Origin of the sequence: Allosphingosinicella sp. (assembly GCF_036403745.1) — a bacterium.
Taxonomy (GTDB): domain Bacteria; phylum Pseudomonadota; class Alphaproteobacteria; order Sphingomonadales; family Sphingomonadaceae; genus Allosphingosinicella.
Window position 1 is genome coordinate 18,507 of sequence record NZ_DASWQI010000005.1, and the last position, 19,424, is coordinate 37,930.

Sequence of the window (19,424 nt, forward strand, 5' to 3'; positions counted from 1 at the left end):
CCTCGGGGCTGAGCCCTGGACACCCTCGAAGAAAGGAAGCTCGAGAATGCGATTCTCAGGCCTGTTGCTGCTTTGCCTGCTGGCTGCCGGTTCCGCGCACGCAAGACCCTATTCCGTCGACGATCTTCTGAAGCTGGAATCCTATGGTGAGGTCCTGATCGACGCGAAGGAGCGATGGGCCGTCGTCGACCGCCGCAGCGCCTTCCAAAGCGCCAAGACCTTCCGATACGGCTTCTTCACGAGCCGACTCGTCTCACGCGTCATGATCGCCGATCTGGCGCACCCGAAGGGGCTCCAGCCGCTAATAGATGTGGAAGAGGGTGCCGGCTACTGGGCCGCTGCCTTTTCGCCATCCGGGGATCGGCTCGCGATCTTTCGGCTGAAGGAGGACGTAGTCAGTATCGGAATCCTCGAGATCGCCAGCCGCCGCGTGGAATGGCTCCCCTATGCGGTGGATTTACCGACCGCGAGTCCGGCACCCGTTTGGCTGGACGATCGTACGATCGCCTTCTCAGCTCTCCCGGACGGCCGCCTGCCAAATGCGCTTCGCTACGCCTTTCTCCCCCAGAGCGAGACTCCGGCGCTGTGGCGCGAGGCTGAGGAGGGCGCCTTGCCTTCGGCCCGTGCCTTGGGGACTGGGCATTTCCAGAACGTGGGGATCGGCGGCGCTCCTCGCCGCCTGGTGGTTTACGATATCAAGAAGCGGTCCGGCCGCGGCGTCTTCACCGGCGAGGTTTCGGATTTCGCCATCTCTCCTGATGCTCGCCTTGCCGCCATCGTCGTGCTCGCGGAGGCGGTCGGGCCGAAGGCAGCGGAGACCGTTGCTCCGGGATTTCAGGCTCGACGCCGCCGACTGCACCTCGTCAGCCTCGCCGGCGGGCTTGAGGCGCCGATCTGCCCGGACTGCGATGTTGCGCCGGATCTTCTGAGCTGGTCCGGCCACGGCTCGAAGCTGCTTTTCTTCGCCCGCTCCAGGGCCGGGAACTGGTCCGACGGGCAATTGCATGTCGCTGATGCGACGACGGGCGACCATCCGATCGCAGGTCAGTTCAAACCCGCGGTGTCCGTGGAATATGGAAGCTCGCTGGAAGTCCACGCCACCTGGTGGGGGAACCAGATTATCGCGCTCGGCAGCACAGCGCGCTCGGGAAGCACCACTCAGTGGACCCGCGTCGACCCAGCCTCCGGAGCCGCGACCCCGCTCCTCCCCCCGGGGGCACGCCTGGTGGCAGTGGACGACTCGGCAATCCAGTATCTCTCCGGCGGAAAGCTTTGGAATAAGCCCCTGCGCGGCGCGGCGCGGCTCGTTGAACCGTCGGTCGAGGCAGTGCGGCCCGACGCCCTTGATCCCTACAGCGTTGGCTCAAGGCCGTTCCTGAATAGCTGGCCGCGTAAGGTCTTTTTCAGAACCAGGAGCACGCCCGGCCCTCCACGCCTCATTCCGGCCGGCGCGACGGAGGCCGTCCCCCTTGAACCAAGCGATCGAGTCGTAGCCTTCGCGCCGAGCACGCATGTCGCAATCGTTTCCAGGGTCGACAGCCGGGGCGTCGGAAGCCTGCTGCTGTCAAAGGCCGGAAGCCTAGCTCCGGTCGACACGATCAATGGCCACTTGGCAGCGGTGGACGCACCGCGAGTGGTTCATCTGACCAGTGCCGGCCCTAACGGCGCCGAGCTCCACCATTGGCTGTTTCTGCCGACACCGACCGGGGGGCCTCCTCCGCCGCTCGTGGTGGTCCCCTACCCCGGGTTCACCTTCGGCGGCGATCACACTCCGCCTCCCGGTCCCGCCGACTTCAATCCGGAAGCCAATCCCAACATTCTCGTCGGACTCGGCTACGCTGTCCTCGTCCCGAGCATCCCCTTGGCGGAGGCGCCGACCGATGCTGCCGCCAACGTCGCACGGCCGGTGACGGATGCGCTCGCAGCAGCGCAAGCGACCGGTCTCGTGTCGAAGGCAAGGCCGGCCGTTTATGGGCACAGCTTCGGCGGATACGGCGCCATGGTCCTTGCTGAAGAGACAGATGCATTCTCAGCGGTCATTGCGTCTCATGGTCCCTACGATCTCATCGACCTTTACGGCTCGCTCCTGCCCCAGAGCGACCCTGCCGAGTCAGGCTTGGTGCTCACCCTCTCGGCCGGCTGGGCGGAAGCTGGTCAGGGAAGACTCGGCTCCCCTCCCTGGAAGGACGCCGCTCGATATCTGCGCAACAGTCCCTTCTTCGGCGTCGAGCGGGTGCACGCGCCGGTCCTCCTCATTCATGGCGACGTCGACTACGTTCCTGTGCATATCGCCGAGAGGATGTTCTCGGCGTTGCATCGAGCCGGCAAGGACGCCAAGCTGATCCGCTACGTGGGCGAAGGGCACGTGCTTTGGAGCCCCGCGAACATCCGGGACCAATGGAAACGCATCGATGATTTCCTCCGGCGCGAGGGCGACAAGGCGGCCAAATAGCCGCTAGAGGCCCCACGCGCGTGCCCAAGCTTCTATGCTGGCATAGGGCAGAGCCATCCCGCCGAGGTCGCTATGGACGAGTGCCTCCTCGGTGAGTGCATCGTCCAGTACGTCTCGGTCGAGGAGGCCATGCGCGACGAGCCTCCCTTCAAGTAGCCATTTCCGAAGGAACGGCAGGTTCCGGACGAGCCCTCGATAATGATAATCCGAGGTCTCACCTTTCCCGCGTCGGTTCCAGATCTCTTCCGGAAGCAGGTCCTTGAAGGCATCCCGCGCGAGCGCACGGTCAGCGGCGCCGTATGTGAGTTCGAATGTGGGGATCGCTATGCTCGCCTCGACGACTGGCTGGGAGAGCAGCGGGTGCAGAACAGGAAGCCGACTGCCTGCGAAGCTGAGGGTATGGAATATCTGCCCGTTCGCGATGGCTTCGAGCTGGAAGGCCTTACCCGGCGTTATTGCGGGGTGGACTTGCAGCGAGGAGAGCTTCCTCGCCGCCGTCAGCAAACGCTCGCGGGCAGTCGTCCCGAGCAAGGCGAGGTGGGGCACCGGCGCGGCCTCAGGCACTCCGATGACCAGGTATCGGAGGATCAGCCGAAGAGCAGTCCATATCGTCGACTGGGATCGCCGTGCCGCATCGGCAAGACCGCCCGAAAATAGGGCCCGCAGGCCCAGAATCTCGAGCTTGTCGATCAGGGGCAGCAATGTTGGGAACTGGAAGAAGACTGCGTCTCCGCCCTGGCCGGTGACGCACGCTGTGCACCCCTTGCTGAGGGCGAGCGCGGCTTGTGCGTCCTCGATATTGTTGTCGAGGCCGTAGAGCGCGGGCATCGCCCCGACGGGATTTGACGCAAGCCTGGAGTAGTCCAAAGATCGATGGTCAAGCTTGATCTCGACAAGATCAACGCCCCAGAAATGCGCTGCAGCCCGGGCATAGGTACGCTCGTCGGTCGCTTCCGATTGGCTGGAGAAATTGACGCAGATGATTTCAGGGCGCGGATCGGCGCTCGCCAGCGCGCCGAGCACGACGGCCGAGTCGAGGCCGCCCGATAGCTGGAGAAGGATGCGTTGGTGCTTGCGCGCGACAGCCGAACAAGCCTGGACTACGGCACCTCGAAGCTTCGCGGCCCCCACTTCCCGATCAGGACTCTCGGACCCAATGGGCGGTCTCCACTCGGAGCGCAGACGGACTTCCCCTCTGCTCCAGTCTGCGACCCATCCTGGGGGGACACTCACTGCCTGATGAAGCAGCAGCGCCTGGGCAGCGACGGGCGGCGCGGCGAGCGCCCCCGCGAGGACGTGAAAGTCGGGACCAATGGCCGGGTTCAGCGCATGGGCAAGCCACGGCGGAAGGCGCGACGTGACGATAGCAATCCCGCGATCGGCTGCGACGTAGGCTTGCCGGGCGCCGGAGGGATCCCGAAAGATCGAAGCAGACCCTCTCCCCGCCTCCTCGAATATCGCTACGTAATTGCCCCAAACGGCTCCCGCCAGTGCTCCCGCATCGAGCAGGTTGCCCGCGTTGAGGAGAGCGCTGAGGTCCGCGTCTTCTGTCCCCCCGGCGCACCACACATCGCCGGCGATAATGACACGTCCGAGTTCCCCGTCCAGAACGGCGATATCGGCTCCGTAGAGACTGAGGCCTCTGCTCTTTGCGGGTCGGCCGAGCCCGGGCCACCGGCGTTCGATTTGCCGCTCAAGCTCGGACACCCTTGCCCCGGCGCCGGCCGTGAACAAGATTGCGAGGAAGGAGGGCTCGCGGTCGTCAGAAGACGGCGATGGGCGTGAACCAGCGGACATGGTCAATTGTGTCGTTGAGGACGGTTTCACCGCACTGAACCCAGCAATGGGCGGAGAAAGGATGGGTTCGGACGCCGAAAACCCACGCTGCTTCCTCGCCCTTCAGCCTTAAGAATTCGAGCAAAAGCATTGATCGCGGGAGGCAGCGGCTTGTGCCCGGCAAATACGGCCGCATGACATCGAACCGCTGAGCGAGCTGGGAAAGCCGTGCATCGTCGCAACGGCAGGCTCGCTTGGCCGCAGGGGCCAGCCGCAGCCAGTAACGCGGCGGGAGAGCCTTCAACTTGAACAATGTCAGGGCCCCCGCGAGGAGCACCAGTACGACGTCGGTCCAAGGGATTTTCATTCTTCCTGTTGAAGACGACAGGCCTGACCTAGCGCCGGGTAAGGAGGGGCTCCGCGGCCGGGCAGCGGTCGTGCCGCGTCCGAGAAGTCCCTGCTCGACCAGATCGACAATTACAGGATCGTGGAGCGGCTCCTGTGCAGCCTCTGGCTCAGCCAGCAAGCGGATGGCGCCTGTGGCTGTGTTTGCGGCGATGCACCAAAACTGGTTTCGACCCGCATCCATCAGGATGAGATCTCCACCTATCTCGACGGCGTGGACCTGAAGTGCGAGACTGAACAATGCAAGCGGGGCGGCGTAAGGGCGCCGCCCCGTCCCCATGCTACATCGGGTAGCCGAGCGTCTCGCTGCCGAACTCCTTCAGCGGGGCGAGCACGATCGCGCGCGTCACGCGGCTCACCTTCCCGACGCGCACGAGGGGCGATTTGGCGTTTTTCATCTCCGTCTCCTTTGATCCGCCGCGAAGACACACCCGCGGCAGGCGAAGGAAGACGATCCTCCCATTCGATAGACAAATCATATCCCGCCTATTTTTCGCTTGTCCGCCACGCTCTGCAGCGCCCGCTCAAGGCGCATCGCGGCGTCGCGACGGACCGCATGATATGCACGGATGAGGTGTCGCAGGCACTTGAAATCTTTGGCATCGAAAGCCGTTCGCATGGCCGCGGTCTCGTCAACCGATAGCTTGGGATCGAATTCCACCCTTCGCGGCCATCCAAGGCGTTCGACTGTCGCGAGACCGGACGAGACCAACAGGCGGCTCTCGGAAAGCAGCAGCAGGCTGCGGAAGAGCAGCCTTGTTTCACGTTCGACATTTTCGCTGCCGCTCGCCTTTGGTGGGCCAGGTTCTTGATCCAAGTTGACCCATTCGGGTGCTATCGGCCGCACTGCGGACCGACCCGCGGCTTCGTTCACGGCGGCCAGCAGGTACAACTCGGACATGCCAAGCAAATCGATGATCTCAGAAGCGGTCGGCAGGGGAGCGAAGTAGCCGTCCTTTCGGCGGCTCTCGACCAGGCCTTCGCCCGCCAGCCGCGAGAGAGCTTCTCTTACGGGCGTAGCGCTGATCGCGCGCAGATTGGTGACAATCCCGTCGACAGCGAGCCGAGTTCCGGGGCGATATTCGCCTTCTGCCAGCTTACGGCGCAGCAACTCGTAAGCGCGGCCAAAGCTGTCACGACTGGCATCTTCCATTTTTTCATTCCTCGCGTGATTGCGAGGACGCTGCTCGTCACCGTTATTCCCTGTCCAGAGTAAAGAGGGTTCACTGCCCTAGTTTTCGACACACTTGCAGAAACCCGTAACGCGGTTGTCTGTCTGACGCCGCAGGTCGCCACTAACCCGCAACAATTTGCGTGTTTTAGGTCATAAAATGCCGAACGGGCTATAGCAGGCATACTTCTCATTTCCTTCGCTTCATGTAATGTCTGGCGCCGGTATGAAATCACCCGGGGACAGAGCAGCAGCCTCGCTTCTATCCGAAGCGATGAGGACCATTCGAAAGGAACGGGGTCTGAGGGCAAGTGACGTCGCGCGTGCGATGAACATGCCGCTCCGCTCGTACGAGCACTTCGAGGCGGGGAACGGCCGCATCTCCTACGATCGCCTCGTACGCTTCGCCGAAGCGACCGAGTCTGATCCCGTCGCGCTCCTCGCGGCCATTCCGCTGCGGTCGCCCCGATTTGCGATACGGTGCGCCGATAACAAGTTGATGATGATCCTTTTCATCGCGATCGCGGAGCTCGAAGAGGACCTTGGCGACGACATCGCATTCCTTGAGGCTGCCACTCTGATTGGCGCGTTCACCAGCGTGAAGAAGGACCTGGTGCAGCACGTGCGGAGCCGCGACCGCTACGCCGAAGCATGGTTCAAGGAGAAGAGCACGAAGGTTCACGGCGGCTCACCGATCTCGGCACCTCCGTGGCGAAAACGAACGATATGACCGCCAAAATCTGGCGCATTCCTGAAGACTGCCCTAATGACCTCGGGGCCGGCGGCGCGGGATTCTCAAAGCGCGTGTGGCTGCCGGCGATGAGGAGGGCACATGCCAGAATACGAAAATGCGGAGCTGACCGCACTCACGGCCGACATTGTTGCCGCTTACGTATCTCACAATAATGTTAGCGTGAACGACCTGCCGGCGGTCATCGCATCAACCCATGGCGCTCTCGCGGGGCTTGCAAAGTCCGCCGTTGCTGCGGACGCGACACCGGCGGAAGCGGAGTTCAAGCCGGCTGTCACCCGCCGCAAGTCCCTCGCCGATCCGCAGCGCATCATTTCGATGATCGACGGCAAGCCCTACGCTGCGTTGAAGCGGCACCTAGCGACGCACGGCGTCACTCCAAAGGAGTATCGTGCCCGGTACAACTTGCCCGCGGATTATCCGATGGTCGCGCCCGGCTATTCGCAGGCGCGACGGGACATGGCGAAAAAGATTGGTCTTGGTCGAAAACCGGCTGCCAAGCCCGCCGCTCGTCCGAGGACTGCTAAGGCGGCCCGCGAACGCTGACTGCTTGGCAGAGTAAGGGGCGATGTCTCATCAGGAGATTGCCCCAGCATCTTGGAATTCCCGATAGAGTACCAAGTGGCCCGCATCGGAGGTGATCTCGTCGTTGGTCGTGGTGAAGCCGAGGATCGAAAGCTCCGCGGTCAGCGCGATCACGTGACAGTGCGGGCCGCGGTTCACCGGGCTCGCCCCCGCCAGGAATGGCGCGTGGGCGACGAGCACAACCGGCAGGTTCCTCTTAAGCGCAAACGATTGTCGCGCGGCATCCCGGATGCGCTCGTAAGAGGCCTGAAGGGGCTCGGAAATCGGTTGGTCCACTTTCAGGACGCAAAGCAGCCCTTGCCGCCACGAAAACAGATGTCGCTCGTACGCTTCGAGCAGACGCTCGGGGCACATGAAGGCGTCTACGCCGCCTTTCGGCAGCAGCACATCATACCTGAAGCAGGTGAACGGCGGCTCCCAGGCACCCCCCGGCGGGGCGTCCACTGGGTAGAGCTTCTGTCGCACGAAGCTCGACGCACTATTTTCGCGCCCCATATATGTCCTGCGCAGGACAGAATAGTGAAACCCAGGCGTCGAGCCAGCGGGATCGAGAAACATGTTGGGGGCCCAGGAGCGCCCTTCAACGGAGCGGGCTCCGGTCCCCGCGGAGCTTTTCCTCGTGCGCGCCATCGTCAGAGCCCCCGCCACAGCTGGTTGCTGAAGACGGCGATCGCTCTTGCAGTCGCCAACGGGCGTTGAAGTCCCCACGAGGTATCGAGAGGTGCAACCGCCACTCCTCCGGTGGAGACGTCGAGACGTAGCTCCTCGTTCTGGTCGGCGACTAGAGCCAGTCCTCCACCGAACGTCATTGCAGGAAGCAGGCCGCACCGGTGCGGGATCGTACGGTTACACGGGACCCAGTCGAAAGTGACGGGAGATCGATTCTCCAGCGCTGCCCTCAAACGAACGATGAGTATGTCTCTACATGATGCGCGCGCGGCCGCTTCCGCTTGATCAACGAGGAGCGGCGCGTCGCATCGGGTTCCCCAGATGGAGAGTTCCTTCATATCGACAGCGACGTAGCCGGAGCACGGACGAGCGACCTGCCTGCCCGCGGTGGACCCGCCGATAAGCGAGAGAGTAACGGAGACGGCCTGGGCGGAACGCCGTATTGATTGGGGAACCGCCATCGGGTGAGCGAGCTCAGTGAGAAGCATTTGCCTTTTTCCTCTTGTGGAGCGTGAACGCTCCCCTCCCCTCCCCTCCACTCTTCCGGATTTTCAATCACGCCAGCTGACTTCGTCATGCTCACGGCGCAGGTGCGCGATCCGCGGCGAGTCTTCGCTTGCGCAAGCCGTCCGCTAAAGCGCGGCGCCTGGGCGAATCCGCACTACGGCGAGGGATAGGGCTCTAGGCTGCCGTCGCGTTTGGCGTGGAAGATCACCGCTCTCTACCCGCCGCGCGACGGCTCCCAGATCTGGAGACCAGCATAGACTTCGGCGGCATCAATGCCGCGCCACGGCGTCTCCTGCGCCCGCCACGGACGCGTAAGGCTCGGTATGAGCTCGCCGCTGGCCACCTTGAACAGCAGACTTCCTTCGTGTCCGACGAGCCACCACGCGCCAGCATCGGCGAGGAAAGGACGGTAGCCGGATAGAAATGTACCCCCCCCGTCGCGCAGGCAAAGATCGAGCGTTATCTCCACCAGCGGCTCGATTGGATCGCGAAGCCGCGCCAGAATGACGTCGGATTGTCGGAGCCGGGACCAGGCAAGAAGCTCCTGCGCCTGCACGGCAGCCCGCGTGACTCCCACTTCGAGCCGGCTTGGGAAAACCTTGTACATGTCCGCAGCTGGCCGTCCGAGGGCAGTGACGCGCTGCGCACGGACCGTTCCGCCGAGGCTCGCGATCAGATCCAGGGCGCGGCGGAGGCGCAATCTTGATGGAAGTCGAGGACATTCGAATGGTCGCGCTCAGGCATGCAACGGCTCCGGCTGGAGGCCGCTACTTCCATTTCGTCACTTCTGGCGGCCAATGCCGCTCACACTAATTTCTCTGAATCTGCCCATAGTCAGGACCGCCTATCGGCGGCATGGCTATCGATGACTTTCTAACGGCTGCTGCGCCGCAGCCGCTCATAATGCCGGCACGCAGGAGGACCGGACCGAGGCGAGCAGTGCCGTGAGCCGCTCCGCTGCCGACGCAGACAAACTGACATAGATCCGTCTGCCGTCCTGCATATCTTCCGATCGCTCGATCAGACCTCGCTCACCGAGGAGCCGTATCCATCGTAGCCCGGTGGTTTGAGGCACTGCCGCCGCCACGCACAAACTGGAGACACAGACGCGGCGCCCCTCGAGCTTGGCCGCCAGTAAGTCGAGCATGATGTCCCAGGCGGGGTCGGCGAACAAATCCCGCTCGAAGTACCTCTCGCGCAGCCGCCGGGCCTTCAAGATGCCGCGCACCCACTCAGCGGAGACTCCCTCCTCGCCGATCCTCGGCAGAAGGAGCTCAGCGAGCTCCCGCAGCTGGGGCGCTAGCTCCCGAAGGCGTGCCCGTAAAATTTCTTCTTCTGCTGGGTTCGGGTCCCGAGCGCGATCGTCAGCAGCATCGGATAGCTCCAGATCACCAGCAGGAACGCGTACCCTGCCGGCAACATCCCCGGATCGATGGCCCTTGCGAGGTGCGCCAGGGTGCCGATCAGCTGGAGCGCCGCGAGCCATAATGTCCAGTTTCGGTCCGTGCGCACCGCGAGCGCGGAGAAAGCTGCGAGAGCAGCGATGTCGACGGCCAGTGCCCCCGCTTCAATGTGGGCGAGTCGCTGAGGCCCCGTCGACCATGCGAGATGCCCGACCACGGTCCCCACGAGCATGATCGACGCACCAATCCGCTCCGGCTTTTTCCCCGAGACGAAAGCATAGATGACTACTGTTCCGAGGAGAAAGTAGAATAAGGCGATGCGCATGGGGCCGAGCGACCACGGAGGCCCTTCCCGGTCAAGCCTGCGCGCGTTGCGCCTCAGCGTTCGAGATTGCCGAAAGGCCTCCCGTCAGAACGTCGGGGCAGTCGACGGTGTCGCCGATGGAGCGGATGTCGAGCGCAGCCAGCGATTGGTGAAGGGGGCGCACGGTCCTGCGAAGCTCACCGCACTGCGAGACTGCAACGATGGCCTGATCGACGATGTCCGCGCCTGCCATGGGCGAGAGCCCCGCAGACCGGCGTGCCTCGACCAACCGGCTGATGAGCCGCGCCTGGCCAGCGAGGGTGTCGTCCACGTCATTTTCCTGGGCGCGAAGATCAGCGGCGATCTCTCTTGCGCACGCGATGATGGGTTTGGTCATAGATTCCCCTGACGGGCGGGTGCCCGCTTTCCTTGTTATAGAAGGGGTTCAGCGAAGCGCGTGGACCGCAGCGGCTACAGCATAGCCGAGGCCGCGGCCGATCGTCACCAGCATCCCGGATATCAGGAATGTGAGCAGCACGATGGCTGCAGCGCGTTCCCCCGGCGATAACGTCTGTCCTCCTCCCCAGAGCACGGACAGAATCCCCCACGAACGTGCCTTTGAAGAGCGATGTTCGTGCTCTTCTGTAACTGATGGCGCGTCTTGGCGGGGGAGCCCCTCCCGGTCCTCGTTGGACGGGGTCAGCATGACGGATTCCGCAGAGCTTCCAAGGGTATGAAAACCAGCTATTGATTTCTCCCGCTCGTGCCATTCGACTGCGAGGCGCGCAGCCTCGCGCGTGGTCCGCGTGCCCAGCTTACGCCTCGCGGATTCGAAAGCCTTGTGGACCGTTGGTTCTCCCACGCCGCATCGAAACGCGATCTCTTTGATAAGGAGAGGCCGGTCGTAGAGGACCAGGAATTCCACCTCCCTCTCCGTCAGCTTCGAAAACCGGCTCATCTGGCGCTCAGCCATGGCAAGCCGCAACCCGTGCGTGAGCCCGAGGATCGAACGGCCGAATCCGACCAGAGATCGGGCGAGGAGCACGACCCCCGGCGCGGAGTTGTTCGCTTCAGCGGTTGCGGAGCAGGCGAGAGGCCGTTGGTGCACACCGCGGCGAGAGTTTGACTTAGAAGACATTCGACCCTCGATGCGGCGCGTCAGCTGCGCCTTGCTCCGTTCCCGTGTCTGTTTTGGAGAAAACTGATCCCAAGTCCACTTACTTTGCGGCACTCACGCGGCAGCGGCTGACGCCCCTACCGCCACCGCAGCTAGCGGAAGGCGACCCTCAGTTTTCGCGCAAGATTGTGTCACGGATCACCCGAGGTCGCCCATAGCCGGTAATATGTGAAGCCGTGGAACTACTCCTCGCAGAATGCTGCGTCAGTCAGTTGAGACTCATGGCCTACATGGAGAAGGATGGCGCGTGGCGCGGCTGCGCCAAGGGAAAGGCCCCGTCGCCATCCCGCAGATTCCCCGCCGAGGGCCTTCCGCAGGCCCCACTTCTGCAAGCGTGCGATTAGCCTCGATCGGCAGATCTCCGGCTTCTCTTGCGGGCGGCACGGATGAGGGCGCGACCTCGGCGCACGACGCGTACCATGCGCGCCTCCTAAAATTCCGAGAAGAGCCCGTCGCGGCCCTCGAACTTGCCCGCTCACTGAAACGTCGTCGCAGAAACATTCATGGACGAACTTTGGAGACGCCGAACCCCCGCTCTGGACGATCTTGGATAAGTCCGGCAAGAATGGCATCCGGCGATTCGTTTGACTTGATTTCGCGCATCAGCGAATTGCCTGAAGCAGGTGGGGGGATTGCCAACTTAGTGTGATTTAATCGTATCTCCGGCGCGACATTGTTCGTTCCATGGCAGAATCGGCCTTTGGTAGGCCCTGTAGCGGGTGGATTGGATCAATTCAGTGGATGAAACGGATCACTCGGGAGAAATCCTGGCGTTTTTCAGGAAGCGGCCGGGTCACGATACGGTGACGCTCGACACCGTTCTGGTGGACGTGCTCGATTCTCTCGCCTTCATCGATATGTTCCTTTACCTCGAAGAGCTGAAGGGCTCCTCCCTGTCGCTGGATGCCGTCGTCGCGTGCGAGACCGTCGGCCAATTGTGCCGTCTGACGGAGGGCCAGACGCAATGATTTCGATCCAGTCGCTGGCGAGCAGCGCTCTCGACGGGGCGGACGTCCGTCCGGGCCAAGCCACATGACAGCGGGTCCGGCGGTCCTGCGGGCGATTAGCTACGAATTGGGCGAGTTGAAGTCCATTCGGTCGCTGATCCCGGAAGGGGTCCCGGTGGAGACTGTCGACGAGCTGCTGGGCCGGGGCGTTACCGGCTATTCCTCATTCCACGGTACGCTCGCGGACGCCATCGCGGCATGCACACGTGAAACCCTGGGCCTGGCCGGGCTCGCCTCCGACGATATCGATGTCGTCATCCTGGCGACGGAGAGTTTCTTCCAGTTATTCGACGCCCGCCATTCCCAAAACAGCGAAGGCTTCCGCGAAGTCCGCAACGCGTCCTTCGACCTGTTCGCCAGCCTCGGCATCAACAGCGCCTCCCTGTTCTGCGCCACCTATGGCGGCTGCACAAACCTGCTGCAGGCGCTGATGCTGGCCCGGGCGATGGTTGGAAGCGGACTCAGCCGAAATGTCCTCATTGTCGCGGCGGAACGGTTCGGTTCGATCAAATCCCGCCTGATGGATGAAGCCATATCGATCGCCGGCGACGGAGTGGCCACCTGCATCGTCAATGGAGACGCCGCCCCCGGGGGCTTTGTCCTCGATCACGTCGGAACCGCTCCATACCGGAAATTTCAGGCCGATGCCGATATGGCGAGCCGGCTGCTGGAGATGTTTCGCGCGATGAAGAATGCCGCTGCCGATTGTTACGACAGCTGCTGCCGCCAGCCGGCCGATTTCAAGTGGGCGATCCTAGGCGACTACAACAAGCTAACGACCCTCACATACGCGAAGCTGCTTGGGTTCCCGCCCGAGCGCACGTTCCTCGATAACGTTGGTAAGATGGGGCATATCCCCTTCGACCCGCTGATCAGCCTGCGCGATCTTCAGGAGAAGAATGTTCTCGGCCCCTCGGAATCGATCCTCCTGTTCCTGTGCGGCCCGATTTCGTGCGGCTCCATCGCGCTCGAGACGGTGTAGGCCGTGGGGCGGCGGGCGGATCGGACCTGTGAACCGCAATGGCCGTCGCCATGTGCGGAATAGCGGGCATCTATGCGGAAAACGGGGCCGGGGCGGGCTTCGAGGGACTGTTCGCGGCCGTAAGGCATCGTGGCCCCGACGCAGCGGGCGTCTATCGGGACCACCGTTTGCAGATGGGCATGCATCGGCTGAGATTCAGAGGGCCCGACACACAGCTCCCGATCCGCGCGGGCGACGCGATCTCAGCCTATAACGGCCAGATTTACGGCCAGTTCGCTCCCGGCGGCTATTGCGGGATCGAAGACGGTCTCGAGCGCGAAGTCGAAGCGCTCCGGGGCGGGGACGCGGACGGAATGTACGCTTATTCCCGCTACACCGGCGATGCCGGCGCGCTTGTCCTCGCGACCGATCCCCACTTCATCAAGCCGATGTTCTTCCGCCGCGAGGGCGCGGCGATCGGCTTCTGCTCCGAGCTCGCACCCCTTCTGAAGCTGGGCGGGCGGCCCCGCGTCCATTCCGGAGCGCTCGCCGAGCTGTTTGCCTATGGCTGGTATTTGAGCGACCAGACGTGGGTGCGCGACGCCTTCCTCGCCTGGAAGAACGATGTCGAGGTGAGGGACGGCATGGTCCGCCTTCATCCGAAGAACGGCGCCCTGGCTCCGCCCGCCCCGCGCGGGGACGCCGGAATGCTGAGGGAGAGGATCAGGACATCCGTCGCCCGCAGCACGCTCGGCATCGGACCGCTCGGCCTTGCGTTGAGCGGAGGCCTCGACTCAACGATCCTCGCCTACGAGCTGAACGCGCTCGGCGTCGAGGATCTCACCTGCGTCACGGTCCGCGCGAACGGCGCTGACGACGGGCTCGAATCGCTCGCTGAGCTTGGCCTGCCCGAGGGCGTGTGGCGCGGCTGGAAGCACGTCGTCATCCCGATCGACGATGCCGATTTCCTGGACGCATTCGAAAGCGCGGCGCACGCCTTCGGTCAACCCACCACCATGTCGAGCCTCGCCCTCTACCAGCGCCTTGCCGATGGCGCGGCCGAGGCGGGCGTCCGGGCCCTGATCCTCGGCGAGGGGGTGGACGAATATTTCGCCGGCTATGCGAGCTATGCGAAGGTCCGTGGCGGGGCCGAGCTGAATTATTATCGGCACCCGCCCCGGGATGCGATCGTGAACGCCTTGTTCGGCAAAAGCGCCGCGGACGCGGTTCGCGATCGGTTCGGGCAGCTTTACGCAGGCGCCGCGGATCTCCGCACGATCGAGGTGCAGATGCGGCTTACCCGCCTGCTGCTTCGCAGCGACCTCTGCCTTATGTCGCGCTCGATCGAGGGCCGGGTGCCGTTTCTGCACAACGGGATTCCGGCCGTGGCCATGTCCATTCCGTGGCAAGAGCTGAGCCGAGCGCCCGGCAAGACCGCCTTGCGCGAAGTCTATGCGGACGATCTCGGGCCGCGCGCGCACGGTCCGAAGGTCCGCTTCAAGACCTCGGACGACATGCTGATGCGCTGCCTGGCGCGCGCGCCGCTGCACCGCCGGATCGTTGCCGCCGCCGGGGCTGTGCTGGATGCGGATCGAGTGGATGAAGCACTCGGCCTGCTGTCGCGGCCGGACTCGTTCGACGCGGATTGCGCCTGCCTGCTGATGTCGCTGACCTTCCTGATCGAAAATGGAGCTGCGGATGGCGACCGCGGCTAACCGGATCGCGCCCACGGAGCTGACCCTCGACGGGGTGGCGGCCTATTGGGCCTCGCGCCGACCGGACGACATGGCCCTGCGCTGCACGGCCGCCGGCGCGGAGGAGCAGCTCGACTGGCGCGGCTTCGACGCCGAGGTCGCCGCGGCGGCGGGGATGCTGCGCAGCGACATAGCCGCGGGCAAGCCGGTGGCCATCGTCTGCGCCACCGGAATTGCCTTCCATGTCCTCGTCAACGCGCTCTGGCGCCTTGGCGCAGGGGTCCTCCTCATCGACCGCAATTGGGGCCCGGCGATCGTCGAGGACCTGATCGCGCTGGTCGGCTGCCGCACGATCTTCGCGCAAGCCGGCTGGTCGGCGGCCGGCAGATACGCGGCCGCCATTCGCCCTTATCCCGCACGCGCCTGCGCGGACGGAGCGACCTTCGCGCCGCTGCCGCCGTCCGTCGATCCGGACGCGGTGGCCCTCTATGCGGCGACCTCCGGCACGACGGACAACCCTAAATGCGTGGCGATAACCCATCGCCGGATCCGCTCCGCCTACCGCGCCTGCCTTTCCGTACACGATTTCGCCGCGGTGGAGCGGTGCGCCTGTCTGTTCGAACTGAATTCCCTCGGCATATTAGGCGTCTGCTTCCTCCTGCCGCGCGAAGTCGGGGCGGGGACGACGATCTATCCGTCCTTCACCATCGCCAACGCCGCGAGGGCATGGCGGGCGGCGACCGAGGACGGAACCGACTTCGTCTATCTGGTGCCGCCACTCGTACGGCTGCTCAACGCGCTGCCGCCGCGTCCGGGCGGGAGACCCATCCTCGCCTTCTGCTCGGCCGCACCGGTCGCGGAGCCGGAGCTTCGCAGCCTCGAAGCCGCTTATCCGGTCACGGTCTACAACAGCTACGGCCTGACCGAGCTCACCTTCGCCGTCTTCTTCGGCTGCCGGGCGACCGACGGTGGCGCTTCGGAATCGATCGGCTATCCGGTCGACATACGCGCCCGGCTGATCGACGCCGAAGAACGCGACCTATCGGGCCCCGGAGCCGGCGAGCTGCTGATCGCCGGTCCGATGCTGACGGATGGCTATTTGCACAATCCTGCCGGGACAGAAGCGTCCTGGTCGGAGGGCTGGTTGAAGACGGGCGACATCGCAGAGCGCGACGCGGATGGGCGATATTATATCCGCGGACGCCTCAAGGACGTCGTGCTGCGCGGCGGCTACACTTACTATCTGGGCGAATTCGAACATTATCTGCGCCGGGCGCCGAACGTGGTCGACGCCTGCGCGTTCCGCGGCCGCGACCTGCCGTCCGGAGACGAGCTTTGCGTCGTCGTCCAGGTTTCGGAGCCGGTCGAGGAGGGCGTGCTGCTCGATTGGGTGCGCGACAATCTCGGGCCGACGAAGCTGCCCAACGCGCTCTACGTCTGGCAGCGGGGGCTGCCGCGCAACTCCAACGGCAAGATCCAGCGCAACCTGTTGATGCAGATGCACCGCGAAGGACGATTGCGGGAGGAGGCTCGCGGATGACCGAGAGCGACTATGAGGCGCGCGGATTCGCCCGCTTCGAGCGGGTCGTGGACCCACGGGCCGCCGGCGATGCGCTGCGCTGGCTGCGCAGGAACCGGTCGCGGACCGATATTCCTTCGACCCTCGACCTGTTCAATCGCGCCGACGCGCGGCCGATCAAGCTGCGGCGGCTGTGGCAGGCGGACCCGCTTTTCTGGAGCGCCTTCCTCGAGCGCAGCGGCGTGCTTCCGCTCGTGGTGCGGGCGCTGGGGGAGCGGCCCTTCCTGATCCGCTCGGCCGCCTTCATCAAATATCCGCGGAGCGACTCGACCGTCGGCTGGCACTGCGACGAGGATCTCTGGGGCCATGCGTCGGCGGCCGGGCTGACCGCCTGGGTGCCGCTGACGCCCGTGCCGGCGGGCAGCGGCTGCCTGCGGTTCCTGCCGGGCAGTCACAAGCGGCCGCCGGGCGCCCTCTACGTTGATTTGTCGCACCCCTATCACAAGGTCATGGACGTATCGGCGCTGGGCGAGCCGGTCGAGCTGTGTGCCGAAGTCGGCGACTGCATCCTGATGGACAAGAGGGCGGTGCATTCGAGTGGCCGCAACCAAACGGCGCGCGAGCGAACCGGCCTCGTCCTCGCGTTCGCGGTCTGCCCGCCCGCCGCTCTCAACGAATCCGCCGTCGAGATCGGGTCGGGTGGATGCCGCGAAATCGGCGGTCCGGCATGACGGACTTCCTGCTGCACGGCTTCGGCAGCTCGGCGGCGCTGTTTCGCAAGGAATGGGAGCCGTTCGCGCCCCTGCTGGCCCCAGGCGCCGTCTTCCTCGACGGGTTTGAGGCGGAGGCGCTCACGGGTCATCGCCGCTGGTTCCCGTTCAGCGGTGTCGAGAGCCGCCTCGCCGCGATGCTGGCCGAATCCGCCGACCGGGTCGAGGCGGCGATCGCCGGGCATCTTCGCACCTGCCCGGACGGGGACGGGCCGATCCGCCTGTTCGGCCACTCGCAGGGCGGGATGCTGGCTCTCGACCTCGCATGCCGCGGAAGTCTGCCGATCGCGGCGGTGCACAGTTTCGCCGCTTACCTCCCCGCGGGCGGTCCGCCGCGGCGCGGCACGGCGCGGCACGACACCATCGTTCACCTCCATTCCTCCGAGGGCGATCAGTATATCCGCCGCGGCCAGGTGCGGCGCACGGTTGAACGGCTGAGGGATGCCGGCATAAGCGACGTGCGCGATCGCGTCGCCGCCCGCTTGCCCCACGCTTTCTCGGCGGCCTGGGTGGAAGGCGCCGCCTTTGCCGAGGCTTCGCAATGAGGGCGGCGCCGCTGGATTCAGCCCTTGCCTGCGCGGTTCTCGCCGCTGTCGCCGTTCCGGCGGCCGGGTGCGCCGGCGCTCCTTCGACGGCGGCGGCGCCGCTTGCCGCCCTTGTCCAGGACCGGCTCGACCGATGCGGCTGGGTGAGACTGCGTCTGTTCGACAGCGAAGACGTGGTCAACGAGCGCTGTCTCGAACGTCTCCTCCTCGAGATTTCGGCCGAACTCGGCTTCATCGTGGCGCAGACCGCCGCCGGCACCCGGCTCGCGCGGATCGAGGATGCCGGCCAGGATTATGCCAGCCACAAGACGCGGGGGCACCAGACCGGCGCCGAACTCGCCTTCCACAGTGATCGCTGCGACGTGAACCTGCTGCTCTACGTGCATGCCGCACAGGCCGGCGGCGAGATCAGCGTCGTCGGCTATGACGAGGCGGCGGCGCGGCTGGAGCAGGTCGATCCCGACGCCTGCGCGACCCTGTTCGACGGCTTCCCGTTCGACCTGCGGGAGGAGCGCGCCTTCCCGTCGATCGCCTGGCATTGGCGGCCTATCCTGTGGCGGACCGAGAGCGGCATCCGGGGGCACTACATCCGCCGTTTCATCACCGACTCGCAGCGCCATGGCGATTGCCCGCGGCTCACCTCCCGTCAGGCCCACGCACTCGACCGCTTCGACGCCGTTCTCGACGCGCTGCGGGCGGAGCGCAGCTTCGCGCCCCTGCCCGGCGATCTGCTGGCACTCGGCAATTACCGGGTGATGCACGCGCGGTCCTCGTTCGCCGACGACGGTCCCCGGCGGCGCCTGGCCCTGCGCACGTGGATCGCCCCCTTCGCCAGCGAGCGCCTGCCCCTGTTCCTCCATCCGCTGACCGGCTGCTGCGAGCCGGGCGCGAACCGCGGGGGGGTGGCGCCCGCGTACGAGCATCATTCTGGCCGGGACGCAGGCCAGGGAACCGCCGCCGGAAGGATCGATCATGACTGATGCACGCGATACGTTCGGGAAGAAATCGGATGCCTACGCCGTCTTCCGGCCGCGCTATCCGATCGCGCTCTACGAATGGCTCCTCGCCCATTGCCCCGGGCGGGCGGCGGCGTGGGACTGCGCGACCGGCAACGGGCAGGCGGCGGTCGATCTCGCCCGGTATTTCAAAGTCGTCCACGCCAGCGACATCAGCGTCGAGCAGGTGGCGCACGGCGAGAAGCGGCCCAATATCGTCTATGCCCCCGGCGCCGCCGAGAAGACCGACTATCCCGACGAGCTGTTCGACCTCGTCACCGTCGCGCAGGCGCTGCACTGGTTCGATTACGAGAGGTTCTGGCCGGAAGCGGCGCGCGTATCGAAGCCCGGCGCCCTGTTCTGCGCCTGGGGCTATGCGTGGTTCGATTGCGACCCCGACGTCGAGCGCCGGCTGGTCCGGCCGTTCCGCGCGCTGATCGAACCCTTCTGGGCGCGCAACAATGCCATTCTGTGGCGCGGCTACGGCAATGCCGACATTCATTTTCCTTACAGGCGGCTGCAGACGCCGGCGTTCGCGATCGAAGTCAAATGGACCCTTCCCCAGCTGATCGCCTACATGCAGACTTGGTCGGCCTACAAGAGAAGCCAGGAAGACGATCGGACCGCGACCAAGCTCGCAAGCATCGTCGAAGAGGCTGAAAAGGAATTCGCCGGGCGGCCACCACTCTCAATCGCCATGCCGCTCAAAATGGTTGCCGGTTACATCGAGTGA

20 protein-coding genes are annotated in these 19,424 nt (G+C 64.8%); 11 read left to right on the plus strand and 9 right to left on the minus strand.

The window, feature by feature from the left end:
- Window positions 1–46: 46 nt before the first annotated feature.
- Entirely contained in the window at window positions 47–2,452 is a 2,406-nt protein-coding gene (locus VGC56_RS00525) for a S9 family peptidase (protein ID WP_464122562.1), read from the plus strand.
- A gap of 3 nt (window positions 2,453–2,455) precedes the next feature.
- On the opposite strand, the gene VGC56_RS00530 is transcribed toward VGC56_RS00525, so the two are convergent.
- From VGC56_RS00530 to VGC56_RS00540, 3 genes are all read right to left on the minus strand, one after another.
- Window positions 2,456–4,159: an asparagine synthase-related protein gene (locus VGC56_RS00530; RefSeq protein WP_464122565.1), complete on the minus strand. Its 1,704-nt coding sequence runs from the start codon at window positions 4,157–4,159 to the stop codon at window positions 2,456–2,458.
- Between the two features lie 55 nt (window positions 4,160–4,214).
- Entirely contained in the window at window positions 4,215–4,595 is a 381-nt protein-coding gene (locus VGC56_RS00535) for a lasso peptide biosynthesis B2 protein (RefSeq protein ID WP_464122567.1), read from the minus strand.
- A 513-nt stretch (window positions 4,596–5,108) separates the two neighbouring features.
- On the minus strand, window positions 5,109–5,786 hold the full coding sequence (locus tag VGC56_RS00540; RefSeq protein ID WP_464122570.1) for a GntR family transcriptional regulator: 678 nt from the start codon (window positions 5,784–5,786) through the stop codon (window positions 5,109–5,111).
- 292 nt (window positions 5,787–6,078) lie between these two features.
- On the opposite strand from VGC56_RS00540, the gene VGC56_RS00545 reads away from it, so the two are divergent.
- Window positions 6,079–6,534, plus strand: coding sequence for a helix-turn-helix domain-containing protein (locus tag VGC56_RS00545; RefSeq protein ID WP_464122572.1), 456 nt, complete (start codon window positions 6,079–6,081; stop codon window positions 6,532–6,534).
- Between the two features lie 102 nt (window positions 6,535–6,636).
- The gene (locus tag VGC56_RS00550) at window positions 6,637–7,101 is read left to right on the plus strand and encodes a Ros/MucR family transcriptional regulator (RefSeq protein ID WP_464122575.1); all 465 of its coding nucleotides are present in this window, start codon (window positions 6,637–6,639) and stop codon (window positions 7,099–7,101) included.
- A 30-nt stretch (window positions 7,102–7,131) separates the two neighbouring features.
- Here VGC56_RS00550 and VGC56_RS00555 read toward each other — a convergent pair whose 3' ends face one another.
- The 6 genes from VGC56_RS00555 to VGC56_RS00580 all read right to left on the minus strand — a co-directional run bounded on the left by VGC56_RS00555 (window position 7,132) and on the right by VGC56_RS00580 (window position 10,996).
- Entirely contained in the window at window positions 7,132–7,698 is a 567-nt protein-coding gene (locus VGC56_RS00555) for a hypothetical protein (RefSeq protein ID WP_464122577.1), read from the minus strand.
- A gap of 832 nt (window positions 7,699–8,530) precedes the next feature.
- Window positions 8,531–8,923 carry a hypothetical protein gene (locus tag VGC56_RS00560; RefSeq protein WP_464122579.1) on the minus strand — a complete coding sequence of 131 codons (393 nt, stop codon included), beginning with the start codon at window positions 8,921–8,923 and terminating at the stop codon, window positions 8,531–8,533.
- Between the two features lie 291 nt (window positions 8,924–9,214).
- Window positions 9,215–9,544 (minus strand): winged helix DNA-binding protein, encoded by a 330-nt coding sequence (locus VGC56_RS00565; protein ID WP_464122581.1) that lies wholly within the window; start codon window positions 9,542–9,544, stop codon window positions 9,215–9,217.
- 71 nt (window positions 9,545–9,615) lie between these two features.
- On the minus strand, window positions 9,616–10,044 hold the full coding sequence (locus tag VGC56_RS00570) for a hypothetical protein (protein ID WP_464122582.1): 429 nt from the start codon (window positions 10,042–10,044) through the stop codon (window positions 9,616–9,618).
- A gap of 31 nt (window positions 10,045–10,075) precedes the next feature.
- On the minus strand, window positions 10,076–10,420 hold the full coding sequence (locus VGC56_RS00575; protein ID WP_464122585.1) for a hypothetical protein: 345 nt from the start codon (window positions 10,418–10,420) through the stop codon (window positions 10,076–10,078).
- A gap of 48 nt (window positions 10,421–10,468) precedes the next feature.
- Complete coding sequence (locus tag VGC56_RS00580) at window positions 10,469–10,996, minus strand: hypothetical protein (RefSeq protein ID WP_464122587.1); 528 nt, start codon at window positions 10,994–10,996, stop codon at window positions 10,469–10,471.
- A gap of 941 nt (window positions 10,997–11,937) precedes the next feature.
- On the opposite strand from VGC56_RS00580, the gene VGC56_RS00585 reads away from it, so the two are divergent.
- The 8 genes from VGC56_RS00585 (at window position 11,938) to VGC56_RS00620 (ending at window position 19,424) form a co-directional block, all read left to right on the plus strand.
- Window positions 11,938–12,168, plus strand: coding sequence for a hypothetical protein (locus tag VGC56_RS00585; protein WP_464122590.1), 231 nt, complete (start codon window positions 11,938–11,940; stop codon window positions 12,166–12,168).
- A gap of 154 nt (window positions 12,169–12,322) precedes the next feature.
- A complete protein-coding gene (locus tag VGC56_RS00590; protein ID WP_464122592.1) occupies window positions 12,323–13,189 on the plus strand; it encodes a beta-ketoacyl-[acyl-carrier-protein] synthase family protein in 867 nt (288 codons plus the stop codon).
- A gap of 179 nt (window positions 13,190–13,368) precedes the next feature.
- Complete coding sequence (locus tag VGC56_RS00595; protein ID WP_464122594.1) at window positions 13,369–14,883, plus strand: asparagine synthase-related protein; 1,515 nt, start codon at window positions 13,369–13,371, stop codon at window positions 14,881–14,883.
- Window positions 14,867–16,402 (plus strand): class I adenylate-forming enzyme family protein, encoded by a 1,536-nt coding sequence (locus VGC56_RS00600; protein ID WP_464122596.1) that lies wholly within the window; start codon window positions 14,867–14,869, stop codon window positions 16,400–16,402. The genes VGC56_RS00595 and VGC56_RS00600 overlap by 17 nt, the downstream gene beginning before the upstream one ends.
- The gene (locus VGC56_RS00605) at window positions 16,399–17,112 is read left to right on the plus strand and encodes a phytanoyl-CoA dioxygenase family protein (RefSeq protein WP_464122598.1); all 714 of its coding nucleotides are present in this window, start codon (window positions 16,399–16,401) and stop codon (window positions 17,110–17,112) included. The genes VGC56_RS00600 and VGC56_RS00605 overlap by 4 nt, the downstream gene beginning before the upstream one ends.
- The gene (locus tag VGC56_RS00610; protein WP_464122600.1) at window positions 17,109–17,696 is read left to right on the plus strand and encodes an alpha/beta hydrolase; all 588 of its coding nucleotides are present in this window, start codon (window positions 17,109–17,111) and stop codon (window positions 17,694–17,696) included. The genes VGC56_RS00605 and VGC56_RS00610 overlap by 4 nt, the downstream gene beginning before the upstream one ends.
- Window positions 17,693–18,676 (plus strand): TauD/TfdA family dioxygenase, encoded by a 984-nt coding sequence (locus VGC56_RS00615; RefSeq protein ID WP_464122601.1) that lies wholly within the window; start codon window positions 17,693–17,695, stop codon window positions 18,674–18,676. The genes VGC56_RS00610 and VGC56_RS00615 overlap by 4 nt, the downstream gene beginning before the upstream one ends.
- Window positions 18,669–19,424 carry a class I SAM-dependent methyltransferase gene (locus tag VGC56_RS00620; protein WP_464122602.1) on the plus strand — a complete coding sequence of 252 codons (756 nt, stop codon included), beginning with the start codon at window positions 18,669–18,671 and terminating at the stop codon, window positions 19,422–19,424. The genes VGC56_RS00615 and VGC56_RS00620 overlap by 8 nt, the downstream gene beginning before the upstream one ends.